This is a genomic window from Acuticoccus kalidii, from assembly GCF_021556395.1.
GTDB lineage: Bacteria > Pseudomonadota > Alphaproteobacteria > Rhizobiales > Amorphaceae > Acuticoccus > Acuticoccus kalidii.
In genome coordinates, this window is record NZ_JAKGCS010000033.1 from 164,166 (window position 1) to 189,938 (window position 25,773).

Consider the following 25,773-nt stretch of genomic DNA (forward strand, 5'->3'; position numbering starts at 1 on the left):
CTCTCGGTCTCACCCCGGTCGGTCTCGTGGTTTGCGAGGCGTGTCGGGGTCGACCGCATTCAAGGTTCGGTTGAGACTCCCGCACGCCGCGCACCCCCTCTCATACCGCACGGAGAGGAAGTTTCAACGCGTGCAAGGGTCTCAGTTGTCGAGCCCGGTCGAAACGGTACCGTCGCCGATGGTGCGCAGGCCGATGCGGAAGAACACCGTCCGGTCGACCGGATCCTCGGGAAGTCCGCCCCGATCCTCCGAATAGGCGACGGAGACCGACAGGGAATCGTCGTCATAGGCGACGCCGATCCCCTCGCGGATGATGTCGCGATCCTTGAGGTCGTAGCGGAGCTGGCCGAAGATCCGCACCCGCTCCAGCGCGCGGAGCGACGCGGCGACCTGGATCTCCTCCCGGTCGTCGATGATGCCGAGGTCCGGCTGCTTGGCGAGGAAGGTGTAGACGGCGCTGCTGGTCAGCGGCCCGGTGCGTGCGGCGGCCGAGACTTCGGCCCGCTGGATGTCGAGCGTCTCGTCGTCGAAGCGGCCTTTGGCGGTGATCGCGAGGCCGCCATTGGTGTCGAAATAGAGGCCACCGACGAGATCGGAATCGTCGGACGAAAGGCCCGAATTGCCGGTCGAGTCCATGATGTCGGGCACGGCGTAGGAGTTGCGCCCGGCGAGGTGATAGGACTGGCCGACCGTCGCCGCGAGCATCGCGCCGGAATAGGTCTGCAGCACGTAGCGCACGCCGATATTGGCGCGCACGCCGCCTTCCACGCGGTCATAGCCCGAAAAGCGCGTCGTCCCGAACAGGTTGGTGTCGTCGAACACGACGGACTGCGCGTCGTCGTTCGGTAGCGAGCCGATATGCGTTTCGTTGGGGCGGGCGATGATCTCTGCGATCGGCTCGATCGTCTGCGTGCCCCATTTCGAGGAGACGAGCCACGGCCAGCGATAGGTCAGGCCGACCCAGGGCATCGCCCGGCCGAGAACATCGTCGTCGAGCGAGGTGACGTTCGGATCGCGATTGTCGAGCGCGAAGAGATCGCCGCGCGCGCCGGCGAATGGGGTGAACACCTGGCCGAGCGGGGCGAACACGCGCTTGCGCCAATTCACTTCGGCGCTCGCACGGGTGAACGTGCCTTCGACGCCGCGGAAACGGGCGATGCGCTGATTGTCGACGATCGCGCCGAACGCGTCCGTCTCCTGATGGGTGAGGGAGATCAGGTTGAACTTGTAGGAGAGTTCGCCGGACAGGACCGACCGGTTGACCACGCCTTCATAGTCGATCGCCGGGTGCACATAGGCCTGCTTGCCCTGGAGCTGCTGGCCGACACCGCTGAAGGGGGCGGGGGCGTTGAGGACCTGGGTCGAGTTATAATCGTCCTGGAGGATGCGGAAGGCCCAGACCCGCGCGTCGAAATAATTCCGGTCGCCGAGGCCGGTGAGGTAGATGGTCGTCGGCTCGGTGAGGTTGTCGCCCGTCGACTGTTTGTAGTCGCTGAGATAGCGCCGGTCGGTCGTCGCGGTGCTCTCCCAGCCCCACTGCCAATCGGGGTTGATGTAGAAATTGCCCTCCGTCGACACCGAGCCGCGGAAATTGCGGTTGCCGGAGGAATCGTCGAACGCCGACGGGTCGAGCTGGTAGATGCCCGTCGCGCGGACGCGGAAGCTGCCGCTGCCCGTCCGCTGGCGATACTCGACATCGCCGAAGACGCCTTGGCGCGAGAGCGGCGTCGCGGCGAAGGTCACGTCGCGGCTCGGCCCGAGCGTCTGGAAATAGGGGACGCGGACGCCGAAGCCGAGAAGGTTCGAGTAGATCGCCGTCGGCATCAGGAAGCCGGATTTGCGGCGCACCGTGGGGTCCGGCACCGAAAAGTTCGGCAGGACGGCGACGGTGTTGCCGAAGAGGTCGAATTCCGGCTTCTCGAAGCGCAGCGTCTTGTCGGCCTCGTTGTAGATGACCTTGCGCGCCTTAATGGCCCAGGTCGGCGGCTTGTCCGGCCGCTTGCGGCAGGAATAGCAGGCCGTATAGCCGGCATCCTCGAAGATGGTGACTTCGCCGTCGACCCGCTCGGCGCGGTTGGCGGCGAGGCGGGTGCGATAGATCGTGTCGGCGCGCAGACCGGTGAGGAAGCCCTCGCGCAGATCCTCCGACAATTCGATCTCGCGGGCGACGACGATGTTGCCGTCCGGCTCCTCGAGACGCACGCCGCCGGCGGCCGACAGCCGGTTCGCCGCCTGGTCGTAATGAACCCGCGAGGCGAAGATCTGATAGCCGTTATATTCGATGAAGACGCTGCCGACGGCCGTCACCGCCCCGGTGTCGACATCGTAGACGAGCGTGTCGGACTCCAGAAGCATCTGCGAGCCGGGGGCGGCCTGCAGCGGACGGTCGAAGAGCTGCGCGGCCGCGGGCGGTGCCGTCGCGGCCGCGACAGTCGCGACGCAGGTGAAGGCAAGCGCCAGCCGGCGCGTGTGATCGAGGATACGCACTACCCGTCCTCGCTGTGCAAAAGGGCGGATATGCCGAAGAGAGCGGCCCCGATACCGGGGAGCCAGGCGGCGAAGATCGGCGGAACGGCCCCCGCTTCGCCAAGATCGGACGCGACCGCGGAGGCGATATAGAGCGCGAAGCCGGCGACAATGCCGCCCGAGATCGCGCGCGTCACGCCGCCGAGGCGGACGAGGCGCAGGGAGACGCTCGCCGCGATCAGCACCATCGCCGCAAGGAGGAGGGGGCGGGCGAGGAGCACCTGATATTGCAGCGCGAAGCGGTGCGCCGGCAGTCCGGCCCGCTCGGCGAGCGAAACCGCGTCCGGCAGGCGCCAGAAGGAGATCGTGTCTGGCCGGGCGACCGCTTCACGCACCTCGACCGGGGTGAGGGCGGTCTGCACGACGGCGCTCTCCTCCTGGGTCGCGTTCCCTTCGACGTCATAGCGGGTGACGTTGGTGAGCACCCATTCGCCGGGCGTGAGGCTCGCCGTGTCGCCTTCGACACGGCCGATGAAACGGTTTTCCGAATCGAGGAGGTGGCCCACGACGCCGAACAGAGTGAGGCCGTCGGACGTCGCGGCGCGCGCATGCATGATCGATCCGCCGTTCGGCCCCTCCTGGCGGAACCAGACGGAGCTCGAGCTGCCGGTCAGCATCCGCGCCTCGTTGCCGAGCACGCGGGCGCTCAGGGCCTCGGAGCGCTCGCGGGCGGCGGCCGAGAGGGGATTGTAGAGCGTCGTCGACACGATACCGAGCGCGATCACTGTGAGGATGCCCGGCAGGATGAACTGCCAGGCCGAGATGCCGGCCGCCCGCATGACCGCGAGCTCGAGTCGGCGATTGAGCGCGAGGAACGCGGCGATCGCGCCGAAGAGAACGGCAAAGGGAAGGAACTCCTCGGTCAAGGACGGCGTTTTGAAGAAGGATGCGGCGACGGCCTCGGCCGCATTGAAGGATTCCCGGTCGACCGAGCGGCGAACGAGCTCGATCACGTCGGCGAGGAAGATAATGGCCGTACCGAGCAAAAAGAAGCCGCCGATCCAGCGCAGGAATGTCAGCGAGAGATAAATCGACAGGGTACGGCCTGGACCGATGCGGGTCATCATGCGGGCGCCCCCGCGATCCGCTTCTGTGTCAATCGGTTGAGCGTCGCGACGAGGCTGTTCCAGATCCGCTCATGGAAGGTGACGGAGCGATCCGTAACGATCAAGAAGAAGACGAACGCGCCGATGCCGATCAGCAGCGGATAGACCGCGACGGCATATTGCGGCGTGTCCTCGACCGCGAGGAGGATGCCGTAGGATGCGCCCCGCACCACGGCGACGGCGATCGCGGCGGCGAAGATACCGGCGAAGCGGCCCTGACGGTGCATCCGCGGATCGCCGACGAAGAGGAACACGATCAGCGCATAGACGAACGGCGCGATCGGCTGGGACAGCCGGTCATGCAGCTCGATCGCGAAGCGGGCCTCGCGGTCGGCGCGATAGGTGTCGTCCGGCTCGGGATAGAGAAGCTCGACGAGGGTCCGCTCCGAGGGGCGGAAGGTCGGCGTTTGTGGGCCGGCGGTGAGGTCGGTGAGGTCGAAGGCGTAGGCGTCGAAGGCGGCGACGGACAGCTCGTTCGAAGGACGCTCCATGCGCTGCGCGCTGCCGTTCGTCATCACGAGGAGGGTGTTGTCCTCCGCTTCGACGACGCGGGCGTTTTCGGCGAGATAGGTGATGCCGAGATCGGGGCGCCGCTGATCGTCGAGCAGGAGCCCGTGGAGGGTCCCGTCGGCCTGGCGGTCGCGAATGTTGACGGTGAGGCCGTCTTCGATCTCGATGAAGCGGCCGGGCTGGACGATCGAGGTGACGACATCGGCGCGCACGCTCGTCAGCAGGACGCGGGCCTCGGCGAGCCCTTTGGGGCCGAGATAGGCCGTTCCGAACGCGACGAGCGCGGCGCACACCGCGGCGGCGACCAGCGCCGGCTGAAGGAGGCGCAGCCGACCCGCCCCCGCGGCGCCGATGACGACGAGCTCGCTGTCACGGTTCATCGAGTCGTAGACGACGATCATCGCGATCACGAAGGCGATGGGCGCGAGCATCGTGGCGAGGAAAGGGACGGCGAGGGCGGTGAGGCCGAAGAAGACGGCGAAGGTCTGACCCTTCGCGGTGACGAGGTCGAGCCGCTGCAGCGCCTGGGTGGACCAGATCACTGCGGTCAGGATCAAAAGCGCTGCCGGAAAGATCGTCAGAATCCGCCGACACATATACCGATTGATCAGCGGCATGGACCTTCCAGACACCTCGGGCCAACACAAGCGCGCCGCAAGAGAAGGCATACGGCGCGCCCCACCCAATTCGCCTACACTAAGGATTGCCAGGGTTGAAGAATCGCTCGCAAGAACGGTGAACGAATGATTGAGAGCGTGGCTTCAGGGCCGCACTCCTAGCGGTTGTGAACAGGGCGGAAACGGTCTAGGTGCGAACGAGCATCGAAAGGATCGTCATGGCCAAGAGCCCCATCATCCAATTCCGCCCTGTAGAGTTGCCGAAATCCGGGACGCTGGTCGTCTTTGCCGGGGACAATATGGCCCTCGGCGAAGCGGCGCGACGCGTGGATGGGGCGACCGACGGGCTGATCACCTCCGCCGCAAACAGCCAGGGGTTCAAGGGAAAGCGGTCCGCGACGATGCTCGTGCCCTTGCCGCGCGGGCTCGATGCGAACGCGCTTCTCGTCGTCGGTCTCGGCGATCTCACGAAGTTGAAGGAGGCCGACTGGTCGAAGCTCGGCGGCACCGTGATGGGCGCGCTTCCCGGCGGCCCGCAGCGTGACGTCACCGTCTTCGCCGAAACGCCGGATGCGCCGTTCACGGCCTACCAGGCGGCCGATTTCGCGCTCGGCATGAGCCTGCGCGCCTACACGTTCGACATCTACAAGAGCAAGAAGAGCGACGAGGACGACGCCGTGCCGCGCACCGTCACGATCGCGCTCGCCGATGCCGCCGCCGCCGAGGCGCGTTGGACCGCCGCCGCCGCCATCGGCGAGGGTGTCTATGTCGCGCGCGATCTCACCAACGAGCCGCCCAACATTCTCGGCCCGGTGGAGTTCGCCGAGCGCGCCGCCCAGCTTCGCGATCTCGGCGTCGAGGTCACGATCATGGAGCCGGACGAGCTCGAGCGTCTCGAGATGCGCGCCCTTCTGGGCGTCGCGCAGGGGTCTTCCCGTCCGGCCCGCGTCGCCGTGATGGAGTGGAAGAACGGCCCGGCCGAGGTGAAGCCCGTCGCCTTCGTCGGCAAGGGCGTCGTGTTCGACACCGGCGGCATCTCGATCAAGCCGGCCGCCGGCATGGAGGACATGAAGGGCGACATGGCGGGCGCCGCCGCCGTCGTCGGAACGATGCACGCCCTCGCCGCGCGCAAGGCGAAGGTCAACGCGATCGGCGTGATCGGCCTCGTCGAGAACATGCCCGACGGCAATGCCCAGCGGCCCGGCGACATCGTGAAGTCGAAGTCCGGCCAGACGATCGAGATCATCAACACCGACGCCGAGGGCCGTCTGGTCCTCGCCGATCTCCTCACCTACACGATCGAGCGTTTCTCGCCGAGCGTCGTCATCGACCTCGCGACACTGACGGGTGCGATCATCGTCGCCCTCGGCAACTATCATGCGGGCCTTTATAGCGATGACGACACCGTCGCCGCCCAGCTTTCCGACTCGGGCAAGGCGACCGGCGATCTCGTCTGGCGGATGCCGCTCTCCAAGGACTACGATCAGCTTATCGATTCCAAGGTCGCGGACATGAAGAACACCGGCGGACGCTGGGGCGGATCGATCACCGCCGCGCAGTTCCTGCGCCGTTTCGCGAGCGATGCGACCTGGGTCCATCTCGACGTCGCGGGCACCGCCATGGGCTCGCCGTCGAACGAGACGAGCCGGACGTTCGGCTCGGGCTTCGGCGTGCGGCTCCTCGAGCGCTTCGTCGCCGATTTCTATGAAGACGGCGCCGACGCGATCCCGCGTGGCCCCGCGGCCTGAGGACACGCTGATGAAGCTCTACACCACACGGGCGACCCCCTTCGGTCGAACCGTCGAAATCGTCGCCCACGAGCTCGGCCTCCACGAGGATATCGAGCTCGTCGAGACGGTGGTCGCGCCGGCGAAGCCGAACCCCGATTATCTCGCCGTGACGCCGTTGCGGAAGATCCCGGCCCTCGTCGTCGAGGATGGAACGCTGATCGTCGATTCCGCGGTGATCACGGACTATCTCGCCGCCCGTGTCGGGGACACGCGCCTCTTCGCCCGTTCTTCGCCCGACCATTGGAAGGTGTTGAGCCGGTACGCGATCGCCCGCGGCATCGCCGATTGCGCGGTCGGCTCTCGTTACGAGATCGCCGCCCGTCCCGAGGACAAGCAGTGGCCCTTTTGGATCGAAGACCAGTTCGAGCGCGTGACCGCAGGGCTCGGCGTCTTCGAGGCCGATTTGCCGCCGGCGAGCGGGTCGATCACGATCGCCGACATCGCGCTCGGCGCGGCGCTCGGCTATCTCGACTTCCGCTTTGCGGACTATGGCTGGCGTGATCGCTTCCCGAACATCGCGGCGTGGATGAAGCCGATCGAGGCGCGCCCGTCCTTCGTCGCGACGTGCCCGCCGATCTGAGGGCGATGGCGGAGGTCCTCTTCTACCATCTGGAGCGGCAGACCCTCGAAGAGGTGCTGCCGACCCTTCTTGAAAAGACGCTCCAGCGCGGCTGGCGGGCGGTCGTCCAGGTCTCGGACGACGCGCTGCGCGATGCTCTCGACCGGCATTTGTGGGTCTATCGCGATGACAGCTTCCTGCCGCACGGGAGCCGGGCGGACGGCCACGCCCCCGACCGCCAGCCGATCTGGCTGACCGTCGAGAACGACAATCCGAACGGCGCCGAGGTCCGCTTCCTCGCCGATCGCGCGGTGCCGACCGACGTCGACGCCTATGAGCGGGTCGTCATCCTGTTTTCGGCCGATGATCCGGCCGCCGTGCAGGAGGCGCGGCGCCACTGGTCGCCGCTCAAGGCGGCCGGCCATACCTGCACCTATTGGCAGCAATCGGCGGGCGGGCGTTGGGAGAAGAAGGGCTGAGCCTCAGCGCCAGAGGCGGCGAGGCGTGGTGCGGGGCGGCGTGAACGGAAGCTCGATCTCGTCGCTCGGCGTAGCCTTTGCCGGCGTCACTGGCGCGGCGGCGATCTTGCGCGTCTGAATGCGCGCGTTCGCCGGTTGGCCGATTTCCGCGATGGCGCTCACCTTGGGCTTTGCCGGCTCGACGAGGGCGAGGCGTTCGGCCCGCCGCTCGGCGCGGATGTTCGAGCGGTTCTCCTCGAGCGCGAGGACGCGGCGCATCAGATGCGTGAGCATTCCTTCAAGCCGCGTGACGTCCGCCTTGGTGGCGAGAACCGCAAGCTCCTTCTGGATCACCGCGAGAAGCTCGTGATCGCGCGGCATCGGGCTCGCTTCGCGCCGGGTCGGCGCCTCGCCGTTGGCGGAGGAGGTTGCGTTCGCCCGCTGGGTGGTGCGGGCCTGCGCCGGCATCGCTCCTGCGGTGGCGGCGGCCCGGAACGGTTCCGGCTGCCGTACGGGTGCGGCTCGATCCTCGCTCAAGGGGCGCCGCGGGGAAGCCGCCGTCCTGCGGGCCGGCTCGGGGGCCGCGTTGCGATAGGTCTCGCGCACATCGTCGAGCCAGGACGCGGGGCGCGCCGTATCCTGCGGCGCGTCATGACGGTTCATCGGCCAGACGCGGCCGGTGGGGCGGACGGGCGCCTCGCCCGCGAAGGGGGCGCGCTCGCGCCGTGTCGACGCGGGGACATGTTGCGCCGGCCGCTGTGCGGCGGCAGCCTCGCCCGCCGGCGTCGCGGTGCGGCTCTTGATGCGCATCCGCTCGATGGTGCGGGCGAGATCGCGGAAGGTCTCGGCGCTCGCGTCGGCGCCGGAGGCAAACGAGGCGCGGATCGCGCTCGGCCGTTGCGGCTGTGGCTCGCGGGGTGTGTCTGCGGCGGGGGTGTTTCGGTTCGAGACGGGCCAGTCGCGCGCCTCGGCCTCGCGCCGGTCGGTCGCGATCGGGCGGAGGTCCGGCGCATCGTCCTCCCAGGCTTCGATCTCACCCTCGAAGACGGGATAGACGCTGTGTTGCGACATCGTTTTGAACATCGGCGCCCCTAAATCGTCCCAAAGTTCGGTCCCGTTGTGGAGGCGAATCAAGCAGCCGTTCCACGTATTGCATCGAAATTAGGACTAGGGATGATGCGGCAGCGCAAAGGCTCCCGGGCCTTTTGCACAGTCGGTGAGGGTGGCTGTCGCCCCGTCGTGGAAAACGGCGAATTTGTGGCAACGCGTTTACCATTGGTTCGTCATTCGCGACGCGCTCGCGTATGCTGATTCTCCTCCCCAGATAAACGCACGCTGAGGTGCCGAGGTGGCGTTGCGGATGACGCGCTATTGCCAAACGATATGTGGAGTGGACGAGGCCGGACGCGGACCGTGGGCGGGGCCCGTCGTGGTCGCGGCGGTGATCCTTCCCCGTGAGCGGCTGATCGACGGGATCGCCGATTCCAAGGTCCTCTCCCCGCAGGTCCGCAACGAGATTTATGAGATGATCGTGCGCGAGGCGATGGTCTCCACCGTCGTCGTCAGCGCGCCGCGGATCGACCGGATGAACATCCGCGCCGCGACGTTGTGGGGGATGGTCCGCGCCGTCGAGACGCTGCCCGACGCGCCGACCGTCGCGCTGATCGACGGGCGCGATCTACCGAATGGCCTCACCATCAAAGGGCGCGCGCTCGTCAAGGGCGATGGTCGCTCCACCGCGATCGGCGCCGCTTCGATCGTCGCCAAGGTGACGCGCGACCGGATGATGACCCGTCTCGCCCGCGCCTTTCCCGGTTACGGCTTCGAGCGCCACAAGGGGTACGGCACGGCCGAGCACCGTGAGGCGCTCGATAGGCTCGGCCCATGCCTCCATCACCGCCGCAGCTTCGCGCCGATCCGCGAGGCCTATGCGCGCCTCGCCGGCGAGACGATCGGCGAAGCGGCGGAGTAGGGCTCAGCCGAAGAGATCCATCTGCGCCGACGGGGCGCGGGGATGGACGAAACGGGTCGTGTCGAGCCGCACCGTGCCGATATTCATCCCGTGCCGCTTGGCCGCCAGCGCGAAACGCTCCGCGACGGCCTTCGCGAACGGTCCTTCGCCGCGCTGGCGCAGGCCCCATGTCGCGTCATAGTCCTTCCCGCCGCGCATCGCCTGCATCACCGACATCACCCGCCGCGCGCGGTCGGGGAAGTGCTTGGCGAGCCAGTCGCGCACGATGTCCTTCACCTCGTGCGGCAGGCGCAGGATCACGAAATTGACGTGCGTCGCGCCGGCGGCGGCGACCTCCGCGACGATCGCCTCGATCTCGTGATCGTTGATGGCGGGCAGGATCGGGGCGATGAGTGCGCTCACCGGCACCCCCGCATCGGCGAGCGCCTTGATCGCGGCGATGCGCTTTTTCGGCGTCGGCGCGCGCGGCTCCATCGTGCGGGAGAGGGTGGGGTTCAGCGTCGTCACCGAGAGGCCGACCTTGGTGAGGTTTTCGGCCGCCATCGGGGCGAGAATGTCGAGATCGCGCAGGACGAGGTCGGACTTCGTCACGATGCCGACGGGATGTTTCGTCTCCCGCAGGACCTCGAGGATCGAACGCGTGATGCCCCGCTTCTTCTCGATCGGTTGGTAGGGGTCGGTGTTGGTGCCGATGGCGATCGAGCGGCAGCGATAAGACGGCGCCGACAGCTCCCGCCGCAACAGTGCCGCGGCCTCGGGCTTGGCAAAAAGGCGCGTCTCGAAATCGAGGCCGGGGGAGAGGCCGAGATAGGCGTGGGTCGGCCGAGCGAAGCAATAGACGCAGCCATGCTCGCAGCCGCGATAGGCGTTGATCGACCGATCGAAGCCGATATCGGGCGAGGCGTTGCGGGTGATGATGGTCTTCGCCCGCTCCTCCGTCACCACGGTTTTCGGGCGGGTCTCGTCCTCCTCGATGTTCCATCCATCGTCGAAGGCTTCGCGCTGTTCGGCGTCGAAGCGGGGGTGGGGGTTGATGTCGGCCCCGCGCCCGCTCTTGCGTGATTTGGGAACGAAAAGTGTTTCGACCATGCTCGGCCACCCTGTTGAGGGGCCAAGCTAGCGCCGCTTCCGACCGCTCGCAAACACTTTTTGTTCCCTATTTGATCGCATTATTTTTCGGCGATCCGCGGCATGATCTCGATGAAATTGCACGGCTTGAAGCGGGAGTCGAACTGCTCGACCAGGATGTTGTCCCACGCGTCTTTGCACGCCCCGGGCGAACCCGGCAGCACGAAGACGAAGGTCTCGCCGATGAGGCCGGCGGTGCAGCGCGACTGGATCGTCGACGTGCCGATCACGGCGCGGCTGACGGCGTGGAACACGGCGGAAAAGCCGTCCATCCGCTTGTCGAACATCGGCTCGATCGTGTCGGGCGTAACGTCGCGGCCGGTGAAGCCGGTTCCGCCGGAGGTGATGATCACGTCGACCTCGGGGTCGGCGACGCCCGCCTCGACGGCGGCGCGGATCGCGGCCCGATCGTCCGGCACGATGGTCCGCGCGGCGAGGCGGTGGCCGGTGCCCTTGATGCGGCCTTCCAGCGTGTCGCCCGACTTGTCCGTCTCCGGATCGCGCGTGTCGGACACGATGATGACCGAAAAGCCAACCGGCTCGAATGGGAGCGTTTCGTCGATATGAGGCATGGTCGTCCTTCCTCTTTCCCCAGTGGCATCACCGCGCGGCACTCGTGCCCATTGCGCTTATGCCCCCGCGCCGCCTAAAGCCTATGGACGGGAGGGCCACGATGACCGAAGAACCGACAGCCGCCGACGCCGCAGCGCTCGCCTACCATAGGCTGGATCCTCCCGGAAAGCTCGAGGTCCGCGCCACCAAGCCGCTTTCGACCCAGCGCGACCTTTCGCTCGCTTATTCCCCCGGCGTCGCCGCGCCGAGCCTCGAGATCGCCCGCGATCCTCTGACGGCGCTCGATTACACCAATCGCGGCAACGTCGTCGCCGTCGTCACCAACGGGACGGCGGTCCTCGGGCTCGGCTCGATCGGACCGCTCGCCGCCAAGCCGGTGATGGAGGGCAAGGCGGTCCTCTTCAAGAAATTCGCCAATATCGACGGCATCGACATCGAGGTCGACGAGACCGATATCGACCGCTTCGTCGACATCGTGGCGGCGCTGGAGCCGTCCTTCGGCGGGATCAACCTCGAGGATATCCAGGGCCCCGCCTGCTTCGCGATCGAAGAAAAGCTGAAGGCGCGGATGGCGATCCCCGTCTTCCACGACGATCAGCACGGCACCGCGATCATCGTCTCCGCGGCGATCAAGAACGCGCTGCTGATCTCCGGCAAGGAATTGTCCGAGGTGAAGATCGTCACCGCCGGCGCGGGCGCCGCGGCGATCTCCTGCCTCAACCTCCTCGTCAGCCAGGGGGCGAAGCCGGAGAACATCATCGCGACCGACCTTCACGGCGTCGTCTATGAGGGTCGCGAGGTCGAGATGGACCCGTGGAAGGCCCGGCACGCCGTCAAGACCGACAAGCGCACCCTCGCCGAGGCGATCGAAGGAGCGGACATCTTTCTCGGCCTCTCGGCCGCCGGCGTCCTGAAGCCGGAGATGCTGAAGGGGATGGCGGCGAACCCGCTCATTCTGGCGCTCGCCAACCCGAATCCCGAGATCATGCCCGAGATCGTGGCCGAGCTGCGGCCCGACGCGCTGATGTGCACCGGCCGGTCGGACTATCCGAACCAGGTGAACAACGTCCTGTGCTTCCCCTTCCTGTTCCGCGGCGCGCTCGATGCCGGTGCGACCGGGATCGACGAGGCGATGAAGATCGCCGCCGTCGAGGCGATCGCCGCGCTCGCGCGTGAGCGGCCGACCGAGGAGGTGGCGCGCGCCTATGGCGGCACCGCGAAGAGCTTCGGGCCGGATTATCTGATTCCCGCGCCGTTCGATCCGCGCCTCATCCTGCGCATCGCCCCCGCCGTCGCCGAGACCGCGGCGCGCAGCGGCCTCGCCCAGCGCCCGATCACCGACCTCAAGGCCTACAAGGACCGCCTCAACCGCTTCGTCTTCCGCTCCGGCTCCATCATGAAGCCGCTCTTCGACAAAGCGAGCCAGTCGAAGACGCGCGTCGTCTATGCCGAGGGCGAGGACGAGCGCGTCCTGCGCGCCGCCGAGATCGTGCTCGAGGAGGGGATGGGGGTTCCGATCCTCATCGGCCGTCGCCGTGTCGTCGAGGCGCGGGCGCAGCGGGCGGGCCTGCGGCGCGTTCCGCGCGAGCTCGAGATCATCGACCCCGAGGACGACCCGCGTTATCGCGAATATGTCGACACCTATTTCTCCGTCGTCGGCCGCAAAGGCGTGACGCCGGAGGCGGCGCGCACGGTGGTGCGCACCAACTCGACGGTGATCGGCGCCCTCGCGGTCAAGCGCGGCGAGGCGGACGCGATGATCTGCGGCGTCGAGAGCCCGTTCAGCCAGCACGTGCGCGCCGTCCGGGACGTGATCGGGATGCGCGAGGGGGTGAGCGAGCTCGCCGCCCTGTCGCTCCTCCTCGAGGATCACGGGCCGCTCTTCCTCCTCGACACGCAGGTCTCCGACGCGCCGTCGGCCAAGCAGGTCGCCGAGATGACGCTTCTCGCGGCCGAGCAGGTGGAGGCCTTCGGCATCACCCCGCGCGTCGCGCTGTTGTCGGCCTCGCGCTTCGGTTCGCGTGACATCGAATCGGCGCGGGTGATGCGCGAGGCGCTCGAACGCCTCCACGCCGCCAAGCCCGATCTCCAGGTCGACGGCGAGATGAACGGCGAGGACGCGCTCGACGAGGTGGTGCGCAGCCGCGCAATGCCCGACGGCTCGCTGTCCGGCGCGGCGAACCTTCTGGTGTTCCCGAACATCGATGCCTCGCACATCGCGATGACGCTGCTGAAGTCGGTGACGAAGGCGCTCCATGTGGGGCCGATCCTTCTCGGCACGCGCCTTCCGGCGCACATCATCACCCAGTCCTCGACGGCCCGCGGCGTCCTCAACATGACGGCGATCGCGATCGTCGACGCGGAGTCGCGGACTTAGAGCGCGGCTGGGCGCCGGAGGACGAGAAACCGAAAGAGGGTCGCGCGAACGCCGGTTCGCGCGACCGGCTTTACCCCATCAGACTCGGCAGCCAGAGCGCGAGCCCCGGAATCGCGAGGATCAGCGCGACGCGCACGATGTCGGCGAGGATGAACGGCCCGACGCCGCGGAAGATCGTCCCGAGGGGGACGTCGGGCAGCACCGTCTTCAGGACGAAGACGTTGAGGCCGACCGGCGGTGTGATGAGGCTGATTTCCGTCATCACCACCACGAGAATGCCGAACCAGACGAGATCATAGCCGAGCCCCGCCACCAGCGGCGCGAAGATGGGCACCGTGAGGAGCACCATCGACAGGCTCTCCAGCACCATTCCGAGAAAAAGATAGATCGCGAGGATCGCGATCAAAATGACGAAAGGCGGCCAGGCGAGCGCCTCGACGAAGCCCGTCATCGCGGCCGGCAGGCCGGCGATGTTGACGAAGTTCGCGAAGATCAGCGCGCCGATCAGGATCGAGAACATCATCGTCGTGGTGGTCGCCGTCTCGGCGAGAACCTCGCCGAAGGTGCGCAAAGTGAGCTTGCCGCTGAAAAGGGCGATCAGAAACGCGCCGAACGCGCCGATGCCGGCGGCCTCGGTGGCGGTGAAGACGCCGGCATAGATCCCGCCGATGACCAGGACGAAGAGGCCGAGCACCCCGATCACCCCCCGCGTCGCGGCGAGCTTTTCGGCCATCGTCGTCTTCGGGCCGCGCGGGCCCGCGGCGGGGTTGATGAGGCAGGTGACGCGCACCGCCGCCATATAAAGCGCGATGCCGAGAAGCCCCGGAATGATGCCGGCGATGAAGAGGGCGCCGATATCCTGGCTCGTCGTCACCCCGTAGAGGATGAGGATGACCGAAGGCGGGATCAGGATGCCGAGCGTGCCGCCGGCCGCGATCACGCCGGCGGCGAGGCTGTCGGCGGTGCCATAGCGGCGCATCGAGGGCAGGGCGACCTTGCCGATCGTCGCCGCGGTCGCGAGGGAGGAGCCGCACACGGCCGAGAAGCCGCCACAGGCGACGGCTGTCGCCATCGCGAGGCCGCCGCGCCGGGCGCCGAGCCAGGCATAGCAGGCGGCATAGAGCTTATCGGACAGGCCCGCCCGGGTGACGAAATTGCCCATCAGGATGAAGAGCGGCACCACCGACAGCGTATAGGACAGGCCGGTATCGAAAAGGGTCTGGCCGGTGATCGACCAAGCGCCACGCGGCCCGAGGATCATCACGAGGCCGACACTGCCGACGAGCCCCATCGCGAAGGCGATCGGCAGACCCGCGAGAATGAGGAGGACGAGGGCGACGAGCCCCGGCACCCAGGGGTCGAGACCCATCATGAACGAAACGCTCCGGCGTTCATCGCGCGGCCGCGAGGCATTGGAGAACGAAGCGCACCGCCGCGACGAGCGAGGCGGCCGCCGAAAGCCCCATCAGCGCGAACGCGACCGGGGCGAGGGGAATGCGCAGGAGAACGGTGGAATCGCCATAGGAGGCGAGCGACATGCCCCGCTCATAAAGAAGATAGGCCGCGCCCGCGAGCAGCAGCGCGACGGCGAGCTCGACCACACGGTCGACGACAAAGCGAACGCGTTGCGGCGCGCGGTCGACGAGCAGGCGCACGGTGACGTGGTCGCCGCGCGCGGTGACGATCGGCAGCCCCGCGAAGATCGACAGAGCGAGCATCACCTCGGTCGCCTCGAAGGCGCCCGGCACCGGCGAGTTGAAGACATAGCGGCCGACGACGTCCACGACGGTGAGGAGCATCATCGCCATCAACAAGACGCCGGCGATGGCGATCAGCAGGATCGATGTGAGGGGGATGAGTTTCACGAGCGTCCTTCCGGGACCGAGCGCGGCGTGGCGCGTGGCGCGATGGCGCGGGAGGCGTCCGGGCCTATCGTGCGGCCCGGACGCGGTCGGTTGGTCCGTCGATCAGGAGCCGGCGGCCTTCTCGCGCAGCGCTTTCAGCGCCGCCTCGCCATCGATGCCCTTTTGCGCCGCGGCGTCGAGGAAGACGCTGTCGACCCCGTCGAGCGCACCCTCGATCTCGCCCATGAAGGCCTCGCTCGCGGTGATGGTTTCCATGCCTTCGGCGTTCATGGTCTCGCGGCCGGCGGCGTCGGCGGCGTCCCAGGCCTGACCGGCACGGCGGGCGAGCGCGACGCCGGACAGTTCGTCGATCGCCGTCCGGTCCTCTTCGGAGAGGCCGTTCCAGGTCTCTTCGTTCATGATCATGAAGAAGGAGGTGTTGTAGAGCCCGCCGGGAACCTCGGTCGCATGCTTCACGACCTTGTCGATCTTGAAGAAGGGCACCGATTCGGGCGGGAAGAGGATGCCGTCCGCGACGCCGTTCGACAGGATCTCGTAGACCTGCGGGGAGGGGGCGGAGACCGGCACGATGCCGAGCCGCTCGGCGACGATGTTGGCGAGCCCGCCACCGACGCGCATCTTCTTGCCGGAAAGGTCCGCGAGCGAGGTGACTTGCGAGTTCACCATGTAGATCTCACCCGGCCCGTGCGTCCAGACGGCGAGGAGCTTCACCCCCTCGTGTTCGCCGGCGGGGGCGAGATAGGCGTCGTAGACTTCTTGATAGGCAACGGAGAGCGCCTCGGACGAGTCGCCGAGGAAGGGAAGTTCGGCGATCGTCGTCAGCGCGAAGCGGTTCGGCGTGTAGCCGTGGACGCCGAAGCCGATATCGGCCGCGCCGTCGCGCACGAGGTCGTACTGGGCGGGCGGCTTGCCGATCGGTGCGGCCATCACCTCCACCGTGACGCGCCCGTCGGTCGCCTCGCTCACCGCCTCACCCCAGGGGATGACGATGTCGCGCACGATCGGGTGACTGGGCGGAAGCCAGTTGGACACGGTGAGCGTGGTGTCGGCGAGCGCTTGGGACGCGCCGAGCGCGAGAATGGCGGCGAAGGAAAGGGCGCGCACTGTTGGCATGTCGTCTGTCCTTGTCATAAGCCGGCGCCGTCGCGGGGCGCGGACGGGCGAGAGATTAGGGGGCAAGGCCGGTCTCTGTCGACAAGAGGCACGTCACGTGCCGGACCTTCGCACATGAGGCGACGTCATTTGCTCTGTCATAGGCGCTTTGCCGCTCTCGCATCGGCCGCATCTTCGCCTTAGATCAGTTCCATGGATCAGGAACTCGCTCCCGACGCCGCATCGTCGACCGGCCGCCCCTTCGCCGGCCGCGAAGGCGGCCCCCGCCCGGCCGATCACCCCGCCGCCCCGTTCGGCAGGATCGGCGTTCTCCTCGTCAATCTCGGCACGCCGGAGGCGACCGATTATTGGTCGATGCGACGCTATCTGAAGGAGTTCCTCTCCGATCGGCGCGTCATCGAGGTGCCGCGCCTCATCTGGTGGCCGCTGCTCAATCTCGTGATCCTGTCGCGTCGCCCGCAGCGCTCGGGCGAGGCGTATGATCAGGTCTGGAACAAGGAGCTCGACGAATCGCCGCTGAAGACAATCACCCGCAGCCAGTCCGATAAGCTCGCGGCGTCCTTGATGGCGGCCGATCCACGGATCGAAGTCGACTGGGCGATGCGTTACGGCCTTCCGACGATCGCCGATCGGCTCGAGGCGCTGCAGAAAAAGGGCTGCGAGCGCACGCTCATCGTGCCCCTTTATCCGCAATACGCGGCGGCGACGACGGCGACGGTGAACGATAAGGCGTTCGACGCGCTGAAGACGATGCGCTGGCAGCCGGCGATCCGCACCGCGCCGCAATGGTGCGATGACCCGGTCTATATCGACGCGCTCGCCCGCTCATTGGAAGAACACCTCGCGACGCTCGATTTCGAGCCGGAGATGGTGCTCACCTCCTATCACGGCGTGCCGCTGTCCTATCTTCTGAAGGGCGACCCCTATCACTGCCAGTGCCACAAGACGACGCGGCTTCTGCGTGACCGGCTCGGCTGGCCGGACGAACGGCTCAAGGTCACGTTCCAGTCTCGCTTCGGGCGCGAGGAATGGCTCCAGCCCTATACCGACGAGACGGTGAAGGCGCTCGCGCGCTCGGGCGTCAAGCGGCTCGCGGTGATGATGCCGGGCTTCGTCTCCGATTGCCTTGAGACGATCGAGGAGATCGGCAGCGAGAATGCCGGCTACTTCATGGAAAACGGCGGAGAACATTTCTCCGCCGTGCCGTGTCTCAACGATTCAGATCACGGAATGCGCGTGATCGAGAATGTGGTGCGCCGCGAGCTTATGGGTTGGCTTTGACGAGCGAGGCGAGCGGCGCCGGCTCGGGAACCTGATCGGGCCGGCCGAGGCTGCGATAGACGAAGCCCGCCTTCTCGGCGTCCACGCGGTTGAAGACGTTGCGAAGGTCGACGAGAACGTCGCCGTTCATCGACCTGCGCATCGCTGTGAGATCGAGCGCGCGATACTCGTTCCACTCCGTCATCAGGACGAGGACGTCCGCGTCCTTGGCGACCTCGGCGGCGCTGTCGCACCAATGGGCGCCCTCAAGGAGGGGCTCGGCCTGCCGGCGGCCTTGCGGATCGTGGACCTTCACGGTCGCGCCTTTGTCCATCAGGCGCGGCAGGATCACGAGGCTCGGCGACTCGCGCATATCGTCGGTGTTCGGCTTGAAGGTGACGCCGAGGACGCCGATCGTCTTGTCGCGCACCTCGCCGCCGGCGGCGCGCACGATCTTCGTCACCATCGACTGCTTGCGCTCTTCGTTGACGATCTGGACCTGTTCGATGAGCGACAGGGGAGAGGAGGCCTCGCGCGCCGTCCGCACGAGGGCCGACACGTCCTTCGGGAAGCAGGAGCCGCCATAGCCGGGGCCGGTGTGCAGGAATTTGTCGCCGATGCGGCGGTCGGAGCCGATCGCGTTCGCGACCTGCTGCACGTCCGCGCCGACCTCCTCGCAAAGGTCCGCGATTTCGTTGATGAAGCTGATCTTGAGGGCGAGGAAGGCGTTCGCCGCATATTTCGCGAGCTCGGCCGATTCGCGGGAGGTGAAGATCAGCGGCGCGTTGCGCAGGGCGAGGGGCTTATAGAGCCGCGACATCACCTCTTGCGCCCGCTCGTCGTCGCAGCCGACGAGGATACGGTCGGGATGGGTAAAGTCCTGGATCGCGGAGCCCTCGCGCAGGAACTCCGGGTTGGAGCAGACCGCGAAGTCGCCGTCGGGCCGCAGCATGCGCAGGCGGCGCTCGATCTCGCGGCTCGTGCCGACGGGGACGGTCGATTTCGTGGTGATGACCGTGAAGCCGGTGAGATGCGGGGCGAACTCTTCGACCGCGGCGTAGATGTAGGACAGGTCCGCGTGGCCGCTGCCGCGCCGCATCGGAGTGCCGACGGCGAGGAAGACGAGATCGGCGTCCTTCACCGAGCTCGCGACATCGCCGGTGAAGGTGATGCGTCCCGCGGCGCGGTTGCGCTCGACGAGGGTTTCGAGGCCCGGCTCGAAGATCGGGATCTGGCCGTCGAGGAGCATGGCGAGTTTGCCGGCGTCCTTCTCGACACAGGTGACGGACCACCCGAATTCAGAGAAGCAAGCGGCCGACACGAGGCCGACATACCCGCCGCCAATCATGCAAATCTTCATGAAATCAACTCTCGGATTGACTGTTGTTCGGCGCGAAGGGCCCTCTGACCGTTTCCCGTCGTCCTATGCCTACAACACGCCTCGCGGGATCTGAAGTGGCCGTTGGGCATAAGCTCCCCAAGATGTTCGCCAGCCGGACGCCTGTATAGAACGATGCCCGACGACAGGTTGTAGGAAGATACATTGACATCAATCATGGCGGGATTGAGGATCGCGCCGGAGTTGACGTCGGAATTGATGAATTCCTGGTGCGTTCGCCGATTGCCGGCGTCGTCGAGACTGGAGTTGCACATGGCAATCGGATCATCGCCCACCAGCGGGCAACACCGCAGATTGCGTCTCGGCATGGTGGGCGGCGGACATGGCGCCTTCATCGGCGCGGTCCACCGCATGGCCGCCCGGCTCGACGATCGGTATGAGCTCGTCGCCGGCGCACTCTCGTCCGATCCGGACAACGCGCGTCGCTCCGCACTCGATCTCGGCATCGCGCCGGACCGTGCATACGCCTCCTTCGCGGCGATGGCCGAAGCCGAGGCGGCGAGGGAGGACGGGATCGACGTCGTTTCGATCGTCACGCCCAATCATCTCCATTTCGCACCAGCGAAGGCATTTCTCGACGCCGGTATCAATATCATTTGCGACAAGCCGATGACCTTCACCCTCGAGGAGGCGAAGGAATTGGTGGCGACGGTCCGCGCAAAGGATCTCGTGTTCGTTCTGACGCAGAATTACACCGGCTATCCGATGGTGCGCCAAGCGCGGGAGATGGTCGCCGCGGGTGCGATCGGCGACATCCGTGTCTTGCAAACCCACTATGCACAGGATTGGCTCGCCACCGCGATCGACCAAGAGGGCCAGAAACAGGCCACGTGGCGGACCGATCCGAAGCTTGCCGGCGCGGGCGGGTCGATTGGCGATATCGGCGTGCACGCCTTCAATCTCGCCGCGTTCGTCTCCGGGCTCGAGATCGAGGCGGTGTGCGCGGATATCCGCAGCACGGTCCCCGGCCGCCGGCTCGACGACAATGCGAACGTGCTCCTGCGCTACAAAGGCGGCGCGACGGGAACGCTGTGGGTCTCGCAGGTCGCGCCGGGCAACTACAATCACCTCACGCTCGGCGTCTACGGCACGGCCGGCGGCCTGCAATGGAACGGGGAGGACAACGACAATCTCGTCTACAGCCCCCTCGGCGAGCCCTCGCGCATTCTGACCCGTGGCGGGCCGGGTGTCGGTGAGGCGGCGAACCGGGTGACGCGGCTTCCGACACGCCACCCGGAAGGCTTCGTCGAGGCCTTCGCCAACGTCTATTCGGACGCCGCCGAGTTGATCCTCGCCAAGCGCGAAGGACGCGCGCCCGACCCCGGCGCGACGACCGTTCCGACCGTCGAGGACGGGGCGCGCGGGCTCGCATTCATCGAAGCGTGCGTGCGATCGAGCACCGGCGGCGCCGTCTGGACCGACGCGTCCTTCGACTGACGCGCACGCGGCTTCGCGACCCCGTCATGGGGTGCGCGAGATTTTAAAATCTCGAAACGGCGCGCATTCCGTTCGGATCGTTCGTCGGCATGATTTTTTGCGGAACGGTCGCACGCCGGGAACCATTAGATCGTTAGACGCCGGTTCCGTCCGGACGCCTCTTGCATGCATCCGCTCAAGAGATCGAGGTTTCCATGTCAAATATTCGCGTCGCCCAGAGGTCCCACGGTGTGGGCCATTGGGCGGTTATGCTCCTTGCCCTCGTCATCGGCGCGCTCGGCGTCGTTTTGATTGGCGGCGGGGTCTGGCTCATCACGCTCGAAGGCAGTTGGTATTACGCCATCGCCGGAGCGGGGCTCCTGATCACCGCCATCCTTCTCGCACGGCGTCAGATGGCGGCGCTCTATGTCTACCTGCTCGTCTGGATCGGGACGCTCGGCTGGGCCTATTGGGAGGTCGGCTTCGACTGGTGGGCGCAAGTCCCCCGCGTCGTCGCGCCGACGGTGCTCCTGATCTTCGTCCTTCTCGCAACGCCGGCCCTCGGCAATCGTTACCGCGCCACCGTCCACGAGGTGCCAGCATGACCCGTCACCCGAAGCTGAGCCTCTTCGTCTCGGCTCTCGCCCTCACCCTCGCGGCGCCGGCCGTCGCGCAGGACACGGCCCCGCCCGCCGCGACGACCGAACCGTCCGCGCCGACCACCACCGATCCCGCGACGCCCGCTTCGCCGGCCGAGACGAGCCCGCCGGCATCGAGCGAGTCGAGCGTGCCGGACGCCTCGTCCGCCGGCGACAGCGCCGCGAGCGAGACACCCACCGCGCCCGAGACCGCCACCCCGGCGGACGCGGCGGCGACCGACACCGCCGAAACGCCGACGACGCCCGCCGACACGCCGGAGGCGGACGCCACCGCCGAAGACGCGACGCCGAGCGCCGAGACGGCGGAGGAGGCGCCCGCCGACACAGCCACAGAGACCGCCCCTCCGTCCGCCGGACAGACCACCGTCGCGCCCGAAGGCGAGGCGATGCCGACGGCGGAGACCGCTCCGACCGGCACCGGGGACAGCGCCGCCGCCGAGACGCCGCAGAGCATGGCGCGGAACGCGGCCCCGCAGCCCGAGGTCGGCACAGACTGGCCGTTCTATGGCGGTGATGCGCACGCGCTGCGCTATTCGCCGCTCGACCAGATCACGCGGGACAATGTCGGCCAGCTCGAACGCGCCTTCGTCTATCGCACCGGCGACATGCCGAGCGAGGCAGCCGCGGGCAAATACGCGCCGGAGACGACGCCGCTCAAGGTCGGCGATGCGCTCCTGATGTGTTCGGCGATGAACATCCTCATCTCGATCGATGCCGCCACCGGCGAGGAAAACTGGCGCTACGATCCGCAAGTCTCGGATGACGCGATCCCGTATTCCGCCTCCTGCCGTGGCGTCTCGATCTACACCGACCCGGACGCTGCGGCCGACGCGCCGTGTGCGACCCGCGTCATCGAGGCGACCCTCGATGCGCGTCTCGTCGCCGTCGACACCGCGACCGGCGAAGTCTGCGCCGATTTCGGCGAGAATGGCGAGGTCGATCTCTGGGACGGGATCGGTGAGCGCGTTCCCGGCTGGTACGCCGTGACGGCGCCGCCCGCCATCGTGCGCGGCATCGTCGTCACCGGCGCGCAGGTGAAGGACGGGCAGGCGGAGGATGCGCCCTCGGGTGTCGTCCGCGGCTATGACGCCGTGACGGGCGAACTCGCATGGGCCTGGGATCTCGGCGCGCCCGAGGCGAACAAGGACGGCCCGCCCGAAGGCGAGACCTACACCCGCGGCACACCGAACATGTGGACCGCCGCCACCGGCGACGAAGAGCTCGGCTATGTCTATCTGCCGATGGGCAATTCGTCGGTCGACTATTATGGCAGCAACCGGAGCGAGCAGGAGAACGAGTATTCGACCTCGCTCGTCGCGATCGACGTGACCACCGGCGATCCGGTCTGGACCTTCCAGACGGTGCACCGTGACGTGTGGGACTACGATCTCGGCAGTCAGGTCTCGCTGATCGACTTCCCCGCCGATGACGGACCCGTGCCCGCCATCGTCCTGCCGTCCAAGCAGGGGGACATCTACATCCTCAATCGCGAGACCGGCGAAAGCCTCTTCCCGGTCGGCAGCATCGAGGCCCCGACGGTCGGCAGCGTCGAACCGGACTATCTGTCGGGCGAGCAGCCGGTGTCGGAGTATCACACGCTGCGCAAGGCGGACCTTACCGAGCGCGATATGTGGGGCTTCACGCCGATCGATCAGATGGTGTGCCGCATCCTCTTCAAACAGGCGAACTATGCCGGCTTCTTCACGCCGCCATCGACCGATCGCCCGTGGATCCAGTTCCCCGGCTATAATGGCGGGTCGGACTGGGGCTCCGTCGCGATCGACCCGGAGCGTGGCGTCATCATAGCGAACTACAATAATATCCCGAACCACAACCGGCTCCTGACGCGCGAGCAGGCCGACGAGCGCGGCTTGCGCCCGATCAACGAGCAATCGCCGGGCGAATCCGGTGGCTCGAACGCCGAGGGTGCTGGCGATCCGCAAGCGGGCTCCCCCTATGCGATCGACGTCAATGCCGGTTGGCGCGCGCCGGGCACGGGCGTTCCCTGCACCCGTCCGCCCTATGGCGGGATCCGCGCGATCGACCTCAAGACCGGCGAAACGCTGTGGGATACGCCCCTCGGCACCGCCCGTCGCAACGGGCCGTTCGGAATCCCGTCCTATCTGCCGTTCAAGATCGGCACGCCGAACAATGGCGGCTCGGTGGTGACGGCGGGCGGTCTCGTCTTCATCGCGGCGGCGACGGACAATCTGTTCCGCGCGATCGACATCGAGACCGGCGAAACGGTGTGGGAGGACCTCCTTCCGGCCGGCGGGCAGGCGAATCCGATGGCCTATGAGGTCGACGGCCGCCAGTACATCCTGATCGCGCCGGGCGGGCACCACTTCATGGAAACCCCGATCGGCGACTATGTGATCGCCTACGCCTTGCCCCAAAACTGAGGGCTCCGACACGATGCCGCCGCGCCGAGACGGTGCGGCGGCGCTTCCGCCGAACAGGACATTCTTCAGGGATGGACAGGATCGACGGCGAAGTCGCATCCTCCCGCTTCGGCCGGCCAGACCGGCATCTCTGGAGAGCGACATGAACACCGCCGTGACGATCCGCCGACTGACGCCTCGTGACGAGGAGGATTGGCGGCAATTGTGGTCCGGCTATCTCGCCTTCTACGAGACGAGCCTTCCCCCCGTCATCTACGCCACCACCTTCGCGCGCCTCTTGGGCGACGATCCGATGGCCCCTCGCGCCTTCGTCGCCGAGGCGGACGACCGGCTCGTCGGCCTCGTGCATTATTTCTTTCATCCGCATTGCTGGCGGATCGAGCCGGTCTGTTATCTCCAGGATCTCTTTGCCGACGAGAGCGTGCGCGGCCAGGGCGTCGGCCGGGCGTTGATCGAGACGGTCTATCAGGCGGCCGACGAAGCGGGCGCGCCCTCGGTCTATTGGTTGACGCAGGAGTTCAACACGAACGCCCGCCAGCTTTACGACCGGATCGGCACGGTGACGCCGTTCATCAAATATCAGCGCCCTCACTGAGGGGCGCTGTCCCGGATTGCGTCAGAGAAGGGGGCCGAGAAGGCGCGCGGCGGGCGCAAGGATGCGGATCTTGCGCGGCCGGGCGGCGTGGGCCTCCTCGTCATAGGACTTCGAGCGGGCGATGTCGTTCTCGAGCATCGCCGCGACCTCCTCGTTGAAGGTCGGGTCGAACACGTAGACCATGTTCTCGAAGTTGAGCCGTAGCGAGCGGCTGTCGAGATTGACCGTGCCGATCCCTGCCGCCCAATCGTCGATCAGCACCGTCTTCTGGTGCATGAAACCCGGCTGATAGCGGTAGATCTTCGCCCCGGTGCGCAGGACGTCCTCGGCATAGGCGAAGGCGGCGTACCAGACGATCTTGTGATCGGGGATGTCTGGAATGATGATGCGCACATCGACGCCGCGCAGCGCCGCGACCCGCAACGCCGTCAAAACGTCGAGGTCGGGCACGAAATAGGGCGTCGCGATCCAAACCCGTTTCTGTGCCTCGGTGATGAGGTGGATGAGGCCGAGCGAGCAGGCGGGGAGGGCATCCGCCGGGCCGGTCGGGTAGAGGAGGATCGGTGAGGTCTGCCCCGCTTCACCCGGCTCCGGGTCGAGGAAGGGACGGTCGAGGGTGCCGCCCGTCCACACCCAGTCCTCGAAAAAGGTCGTCGTGGCGATTGCGGCCGCGGGGCCGGTCAGGCGGACCGCCGTGTCGCGCCAATCGGGAAACCATTGGCTGGGGCCGAGATACTCGTCCGCCAGGTTCGGCCCGCCGACGATTGCGACGCGCCCGTCCGCGGCGACGATCTTCCGGTGGTTGCGGAAGTTGATATAGAGGATGCGCGACATGCGCCGCCGCACGTCGAAGCTGCGCACCTCGACGCCGGCATCGCGTAGCGCGCGCCAATAGGCCGAGCCCGCATTGCGCGCGCCGATGCTGTCATGCAGGAGGCGGACGCGGACGCCCTCGCGCGCCCGCGCGATCAGCGCGTCGCGGAATTTGGTGCCGATCTTGTCGCTGCGCATGATGTAGAACTGGATCGACAGATCCCGCTCCGCGCTCTCCACCACATCGAAAAAGTGCTTGAAGATTTCCGGCCCGTCGACGAGCAGTTCCGGCTTCGGCGAACGGGTGATCGGCGTCGGGCCGAGATCGGCGAGGAAGTCGAAACGCGGCGCGGTGTGGTCGTCCGGCACGAAGGCCTCGGGCGGGACGGCGACGAGCATCGGCGGCAGCGCCTGGCTGCGCACATTCTGGAGCTGCATCGTCAGCGTGTTCGAGGCGGGCGGCCCGAAGAGGGCGTAGGCCGGCAGCGCGAGCCAGGGAAAGGCGATCAGCGAGACCGCCCAGGCGATGCCGCCCTCCGTGGTGTGCGCGTGATAGGCCGCGTGGAGGGCGCATAACGATCCGCTGATGTGCGCAAGCGGAACGACGAGGGCGATGAACGACTCGATGGACATGC

Annotated in this window: 21 protein-coding genes; 10 read left to right on the forward strand and 11 right to left on the reverse strand. The window is 67.1% G+C overall.

Features of this window, described 5'->3' with window-relative positions; genetic code table 11:
* Positions 1-141 precede the first annotated feature (141 nt).
* From L1787_RS19290 to lptF, 3 genes are read right to left on the reverse strand one after another with little or no spacing between them, the layout of a single operon-like run.
* Positions 142-2,487 (reverse strand): LPS-assembly protein LptD, encoded by a 2,346-nt coding sequence (locus tag L1787_RS19290; protein ID WP_235710740.1) that lies wholly within the window; start codon positions 2,485-2,487, stop codon positions 142-144.
* Positions 2,487-3,593 carry an LPS export ABC transporter permease LptG gene (lptG, locus tag L1787_RS19295; protein WP_235710741.1) on the reverse strand — a complete coding sequence of 369 codons (1,107 nt, stop codon included), beginning with the start codon at positions 3,591-3,593 and terminating at the stop codon, positions 2,487-2,489. The genes L1787_RS19290 and lptG overlap by 1 nt, the downstream gene beginning before the upstream one ends.
* Positions 3,590-4,759, reverse strand: a complete 1,170-nt coding sequence (lptF, locus tag L1787_RS19300) for an LPS export ABC transporter permease LptF (protein ID WP_235710742.1) — start codon at positions 4,757-4,759, stop codon at positions 3,590-3,592. The genes lptG and lptF overlap by 4 nt, the downstream gene beginning before the upstream one ends.
* A gap of 218 nt (positions 4,760-4,977) precedes the next feature.
* Here lptF and L1787_RS19305 point away from each other — a divergent pair, with 218 nt between their 5' ends.
* Genes L1787_RS19305 through L1787_RS19315 form a run of 3 tightly spaced genes read left to right on the forward strand, consistent with a single transcriptional unit; the run spans position 4,978 to position 7,587 of the window.
* Positions 4,978-6,507 carry a leucyl aminopeptidase gene (locus L1787_RS19305; protein WP_235710743.1) on the forward strand — a complete coding sequence of 510 codons (1,530 nt, stop codon included), beginning with the start codon at positions 4,978-4,980 and terminating at the stop codon, positions 6,505-6,507.
* Between the two features lie 10 nt (positions 6,508-6,517).
* Complete coding sequence (locus L1787_RS19310; RefSeq protein ID WP_235710744.1) at positions 6,518-7,129, forward strand: glutathione S-transferase family protein; 612 nt, start codon at positions 6,518-6,520, stop codon at positions 7,127-7,129.
* Between the two features lie 5 nt (positions 7,130-7,134).
* Complete coding sequence (locus L1787_RS19315; RefSeq protein WP_235710745.1) at positions 7,135-7,587, forward strand: DNA polymerase III subunit chi; 453 nt, start codon at positions 7,135-7,137, stop codon at positions 7,585-7,587.
* Between the two features lie 3 nt (positions 7,588-7,590).
* Here L1787_RS19315 and L1787_RS19320 read toward each other — a convergent pair whose 3' ends face one another.
* Complete coding sequence (locus tag L1787_RS19320) at positions 7,591-8,649, reverse strand: hypothetical protein (RefSeq protein ID WP_235710746.1); 1,059 nt, start codon at positions 8,647-8,649, stop codon at positions 7,591-7,593.
* A gap of 307 nt (positions 8,650-8,956) precedes the next feature.
* On the opposite strand from L1787_RS19320, the gene rnhB reads away from it, so the two are divergent.
* Positions 8,957-9,538, forward strand: coding sequence for a ribonuclease HII (rnhB, locus tag L1787_RS19325; protein ID WP_235710747.1), 582 nt, complete (start codon positions 8,957-8,959; stop codon positions 9,536-9,538).
* 3 nt (positions 9,539-9,541) lie between these two features.
* Here rnhB and L1787_RS19330 read toward each other — a convergent pair whose 3' ends face one another.
* Both L1787_RS19330 and moaB read right to left on the reverse strand, forming a co-directional pair.
* Complete coding sequence (locus tag L1787_RS19330) at positions 9,542-10,627, reverse strand: PA0069 family radical SAM protein (protein WP_235710748.1); 1,086 nt, start codon at positions 10,625-10,627, stop codon at positions 9,542-9,544.
* Positions 10,628-10,707: 80 nt separating this feature from the next.
* On the reverse strand, positions 10,708-11,238 hold the full coding sequence (gene moaB / locus L1787_RS19335) for a molybdenum cofactor biosynthesis protein B (protein ID WP_235710749.1): 531 nt from the start codon (positions 11,236-11,238) through the stop codon (positions 10,708-10,710).
* 101 nt (positions 11,239-11,339) lie between these two features.
* On the opposite strand from moaB, the gene L1787_RS19340 reads away from it, so the two are divergent.
* On the forward strand, positions 11,340-13,616 hold the full coding sequence (locus L1787_RS19340; protein WP_235710750.1) for an NADP-dependent malic enzyme: 2,277 nt from the start codon (positions 11,340-11,342) through the stop codon (positions 13,614-13,616).
* Positions 13,617-13,686: 70 nt separating this feature from the next.
* Here L1787_RS19340 and L1787_RS19345 read toward each other — a convergent pair whose 3' ends face one another.
* The 3 genes from L1787_RS19345 to L1787_RS19355 form a co-directional block, all read right to left on the reverse strand.
* A complete protein-coding gene (locus L1787_RS19345) occupies positions 13,687-14,988 on the reverse strand; it encodes a TRAP transporter large permease (protein WP_439648303.1) in 1,302 nt (433 codons plus the stop codon).
* A 19-nt stretch (positions 14,989-15,007) separates the two neighbouring features.
* Positions 15,008-15,481: a TRAP transporter small permease gene (locus tag L1787_RS19350; protein ID WP_235710751.1), complete on the reverse strand. Its 474-nt coding sequence runs from the start codon at positions 15,479-15,481 to the stop codon at positions 15,008-15,010.
* A 102-nt stretch (positions 15,482-15,583) separates the two neighbouring features.
* Positions 15,584-16,594 (reverse strand): TRAP transporter substrate-binding protein, encoded by a 1,011-nt coding sequence (locus L1787_RS19355; RefSeq protein WP_235710752.1) that lies wholly within the window; start codon positions 16,592-16,594, stop codon positions 15,584-15,586.
* A gap of 192 nt (positions 16,595-16,786) precedes the next feature.
* On the opposite strand from L1787_RS19355, the gene hemH reads away from it, so the two are divergent.
* Positions 16,787-17,875: a ferrochelatase gene (gene hemH / locus L1787_RS19360; protein WP_235710753.1), complete on the forward strand. Its 1,089-nt coding sequence runs from the start codon at positions 16,787-16,789 to the stop codon at positions 17,873-17,875.
* Here hemH and L1787_RS19365 read toward each other — a convergent pair.
* A complete protein-coding gene (locus L1787_RS19365) occupies positions 17,859-19,214 on the reverse strand; it encodes a UDP-glucose dehydrogenase family protein (protein ID WP_235710754.1) in 1,356 nt (451 codons plus the stop codon). The two genes, hemH and L1787_RS19365, sit on opposite strands and share 17 nt — an antisense overlap.
* Positions 19,215-19,505: 291 nt before the next feature.
* On the opposite strand from L1787_RS19365, the gene L1787_RS19370 reads away from it, so the two are divergent.
* The 4 genes from L1787_RS19370 to L1787_RS19385 all read left to right on the forward strand — a co-directional run bounded on the left by L1787_RS19370 (position 19,506) and on the right by L1787_RS19385 (position 24,325).
* Positions 19,506-20,690 carry a Gfo/Idh/MocA family protein gene (locus L1787_RS19370; RefSeq protein ID WP_235710755.1) on the forward strand — a complete coding sequence of 395 codons (1,185 nt, stop codon included), beginning with the start codon at positions 19,506-19,508 and terminating at the stop codon, positions 20,688-20,690.
* Between the two features lie 248 nt (positions 20,691-20,938).
* Positions 20,939-21,274 carry a Sec62 family protein translocation protein gene (locus tag L1787_RS19375; protein ID WP_235710756.1) on the forward strand — a complete coding sequence of 112 codons (336 nt, stop codon included), beginning with the start codon at positions 20,939-20,941 and terminating at the stop codon, positions 21,272-21,274.
* Positions 21,271-23,730, forward strand: a complete 2,460-nt coding sequence (locus tag L1787_RS19380; RefSeq protein ID WP_235710757.1) for a pyrroloquinoline quinone-dependent dehydrogenase — start codon at positions 21,271-21,273, stop codon at positions 23,728-23,730. The genes L1787_RS19375 and L1787_RS19380 overlap by 4 nt, the downstream gene beginning before the upstream one ends.
* Before the next feature lie 142 nt (positions 23,731-23,872).
* Positions 23,873-24,325, forward strand: a complete 453-nt coding sequence (locus tag L1787_RS19385) for a GNAT family N-acetyltransferase (RefSeq protein WP_235710758.1) — start codon at positions 23,873-23,875, stop codon at positions 24,323-24,325.
* 21 nt (positions 24,326-24,346) lie between these two features.
* On the opposite strand, the gene cls is transcribed toward L1787_RS19385, so the two are convergent.
* Positions 24,347-25,771 (reverse strand): cardiolipin synthase, encoded by a 1,425-nt coding sequence (gene cls, locus L1787_RS19390; protein WP_235710759.1) that lies wholly within the window; start codon positions 25,769-25,771, stop codon positions 24,347-24,349.
* Between the last annotated feature and the right edge of the window lie 2 nt (positions 25,772-25,773).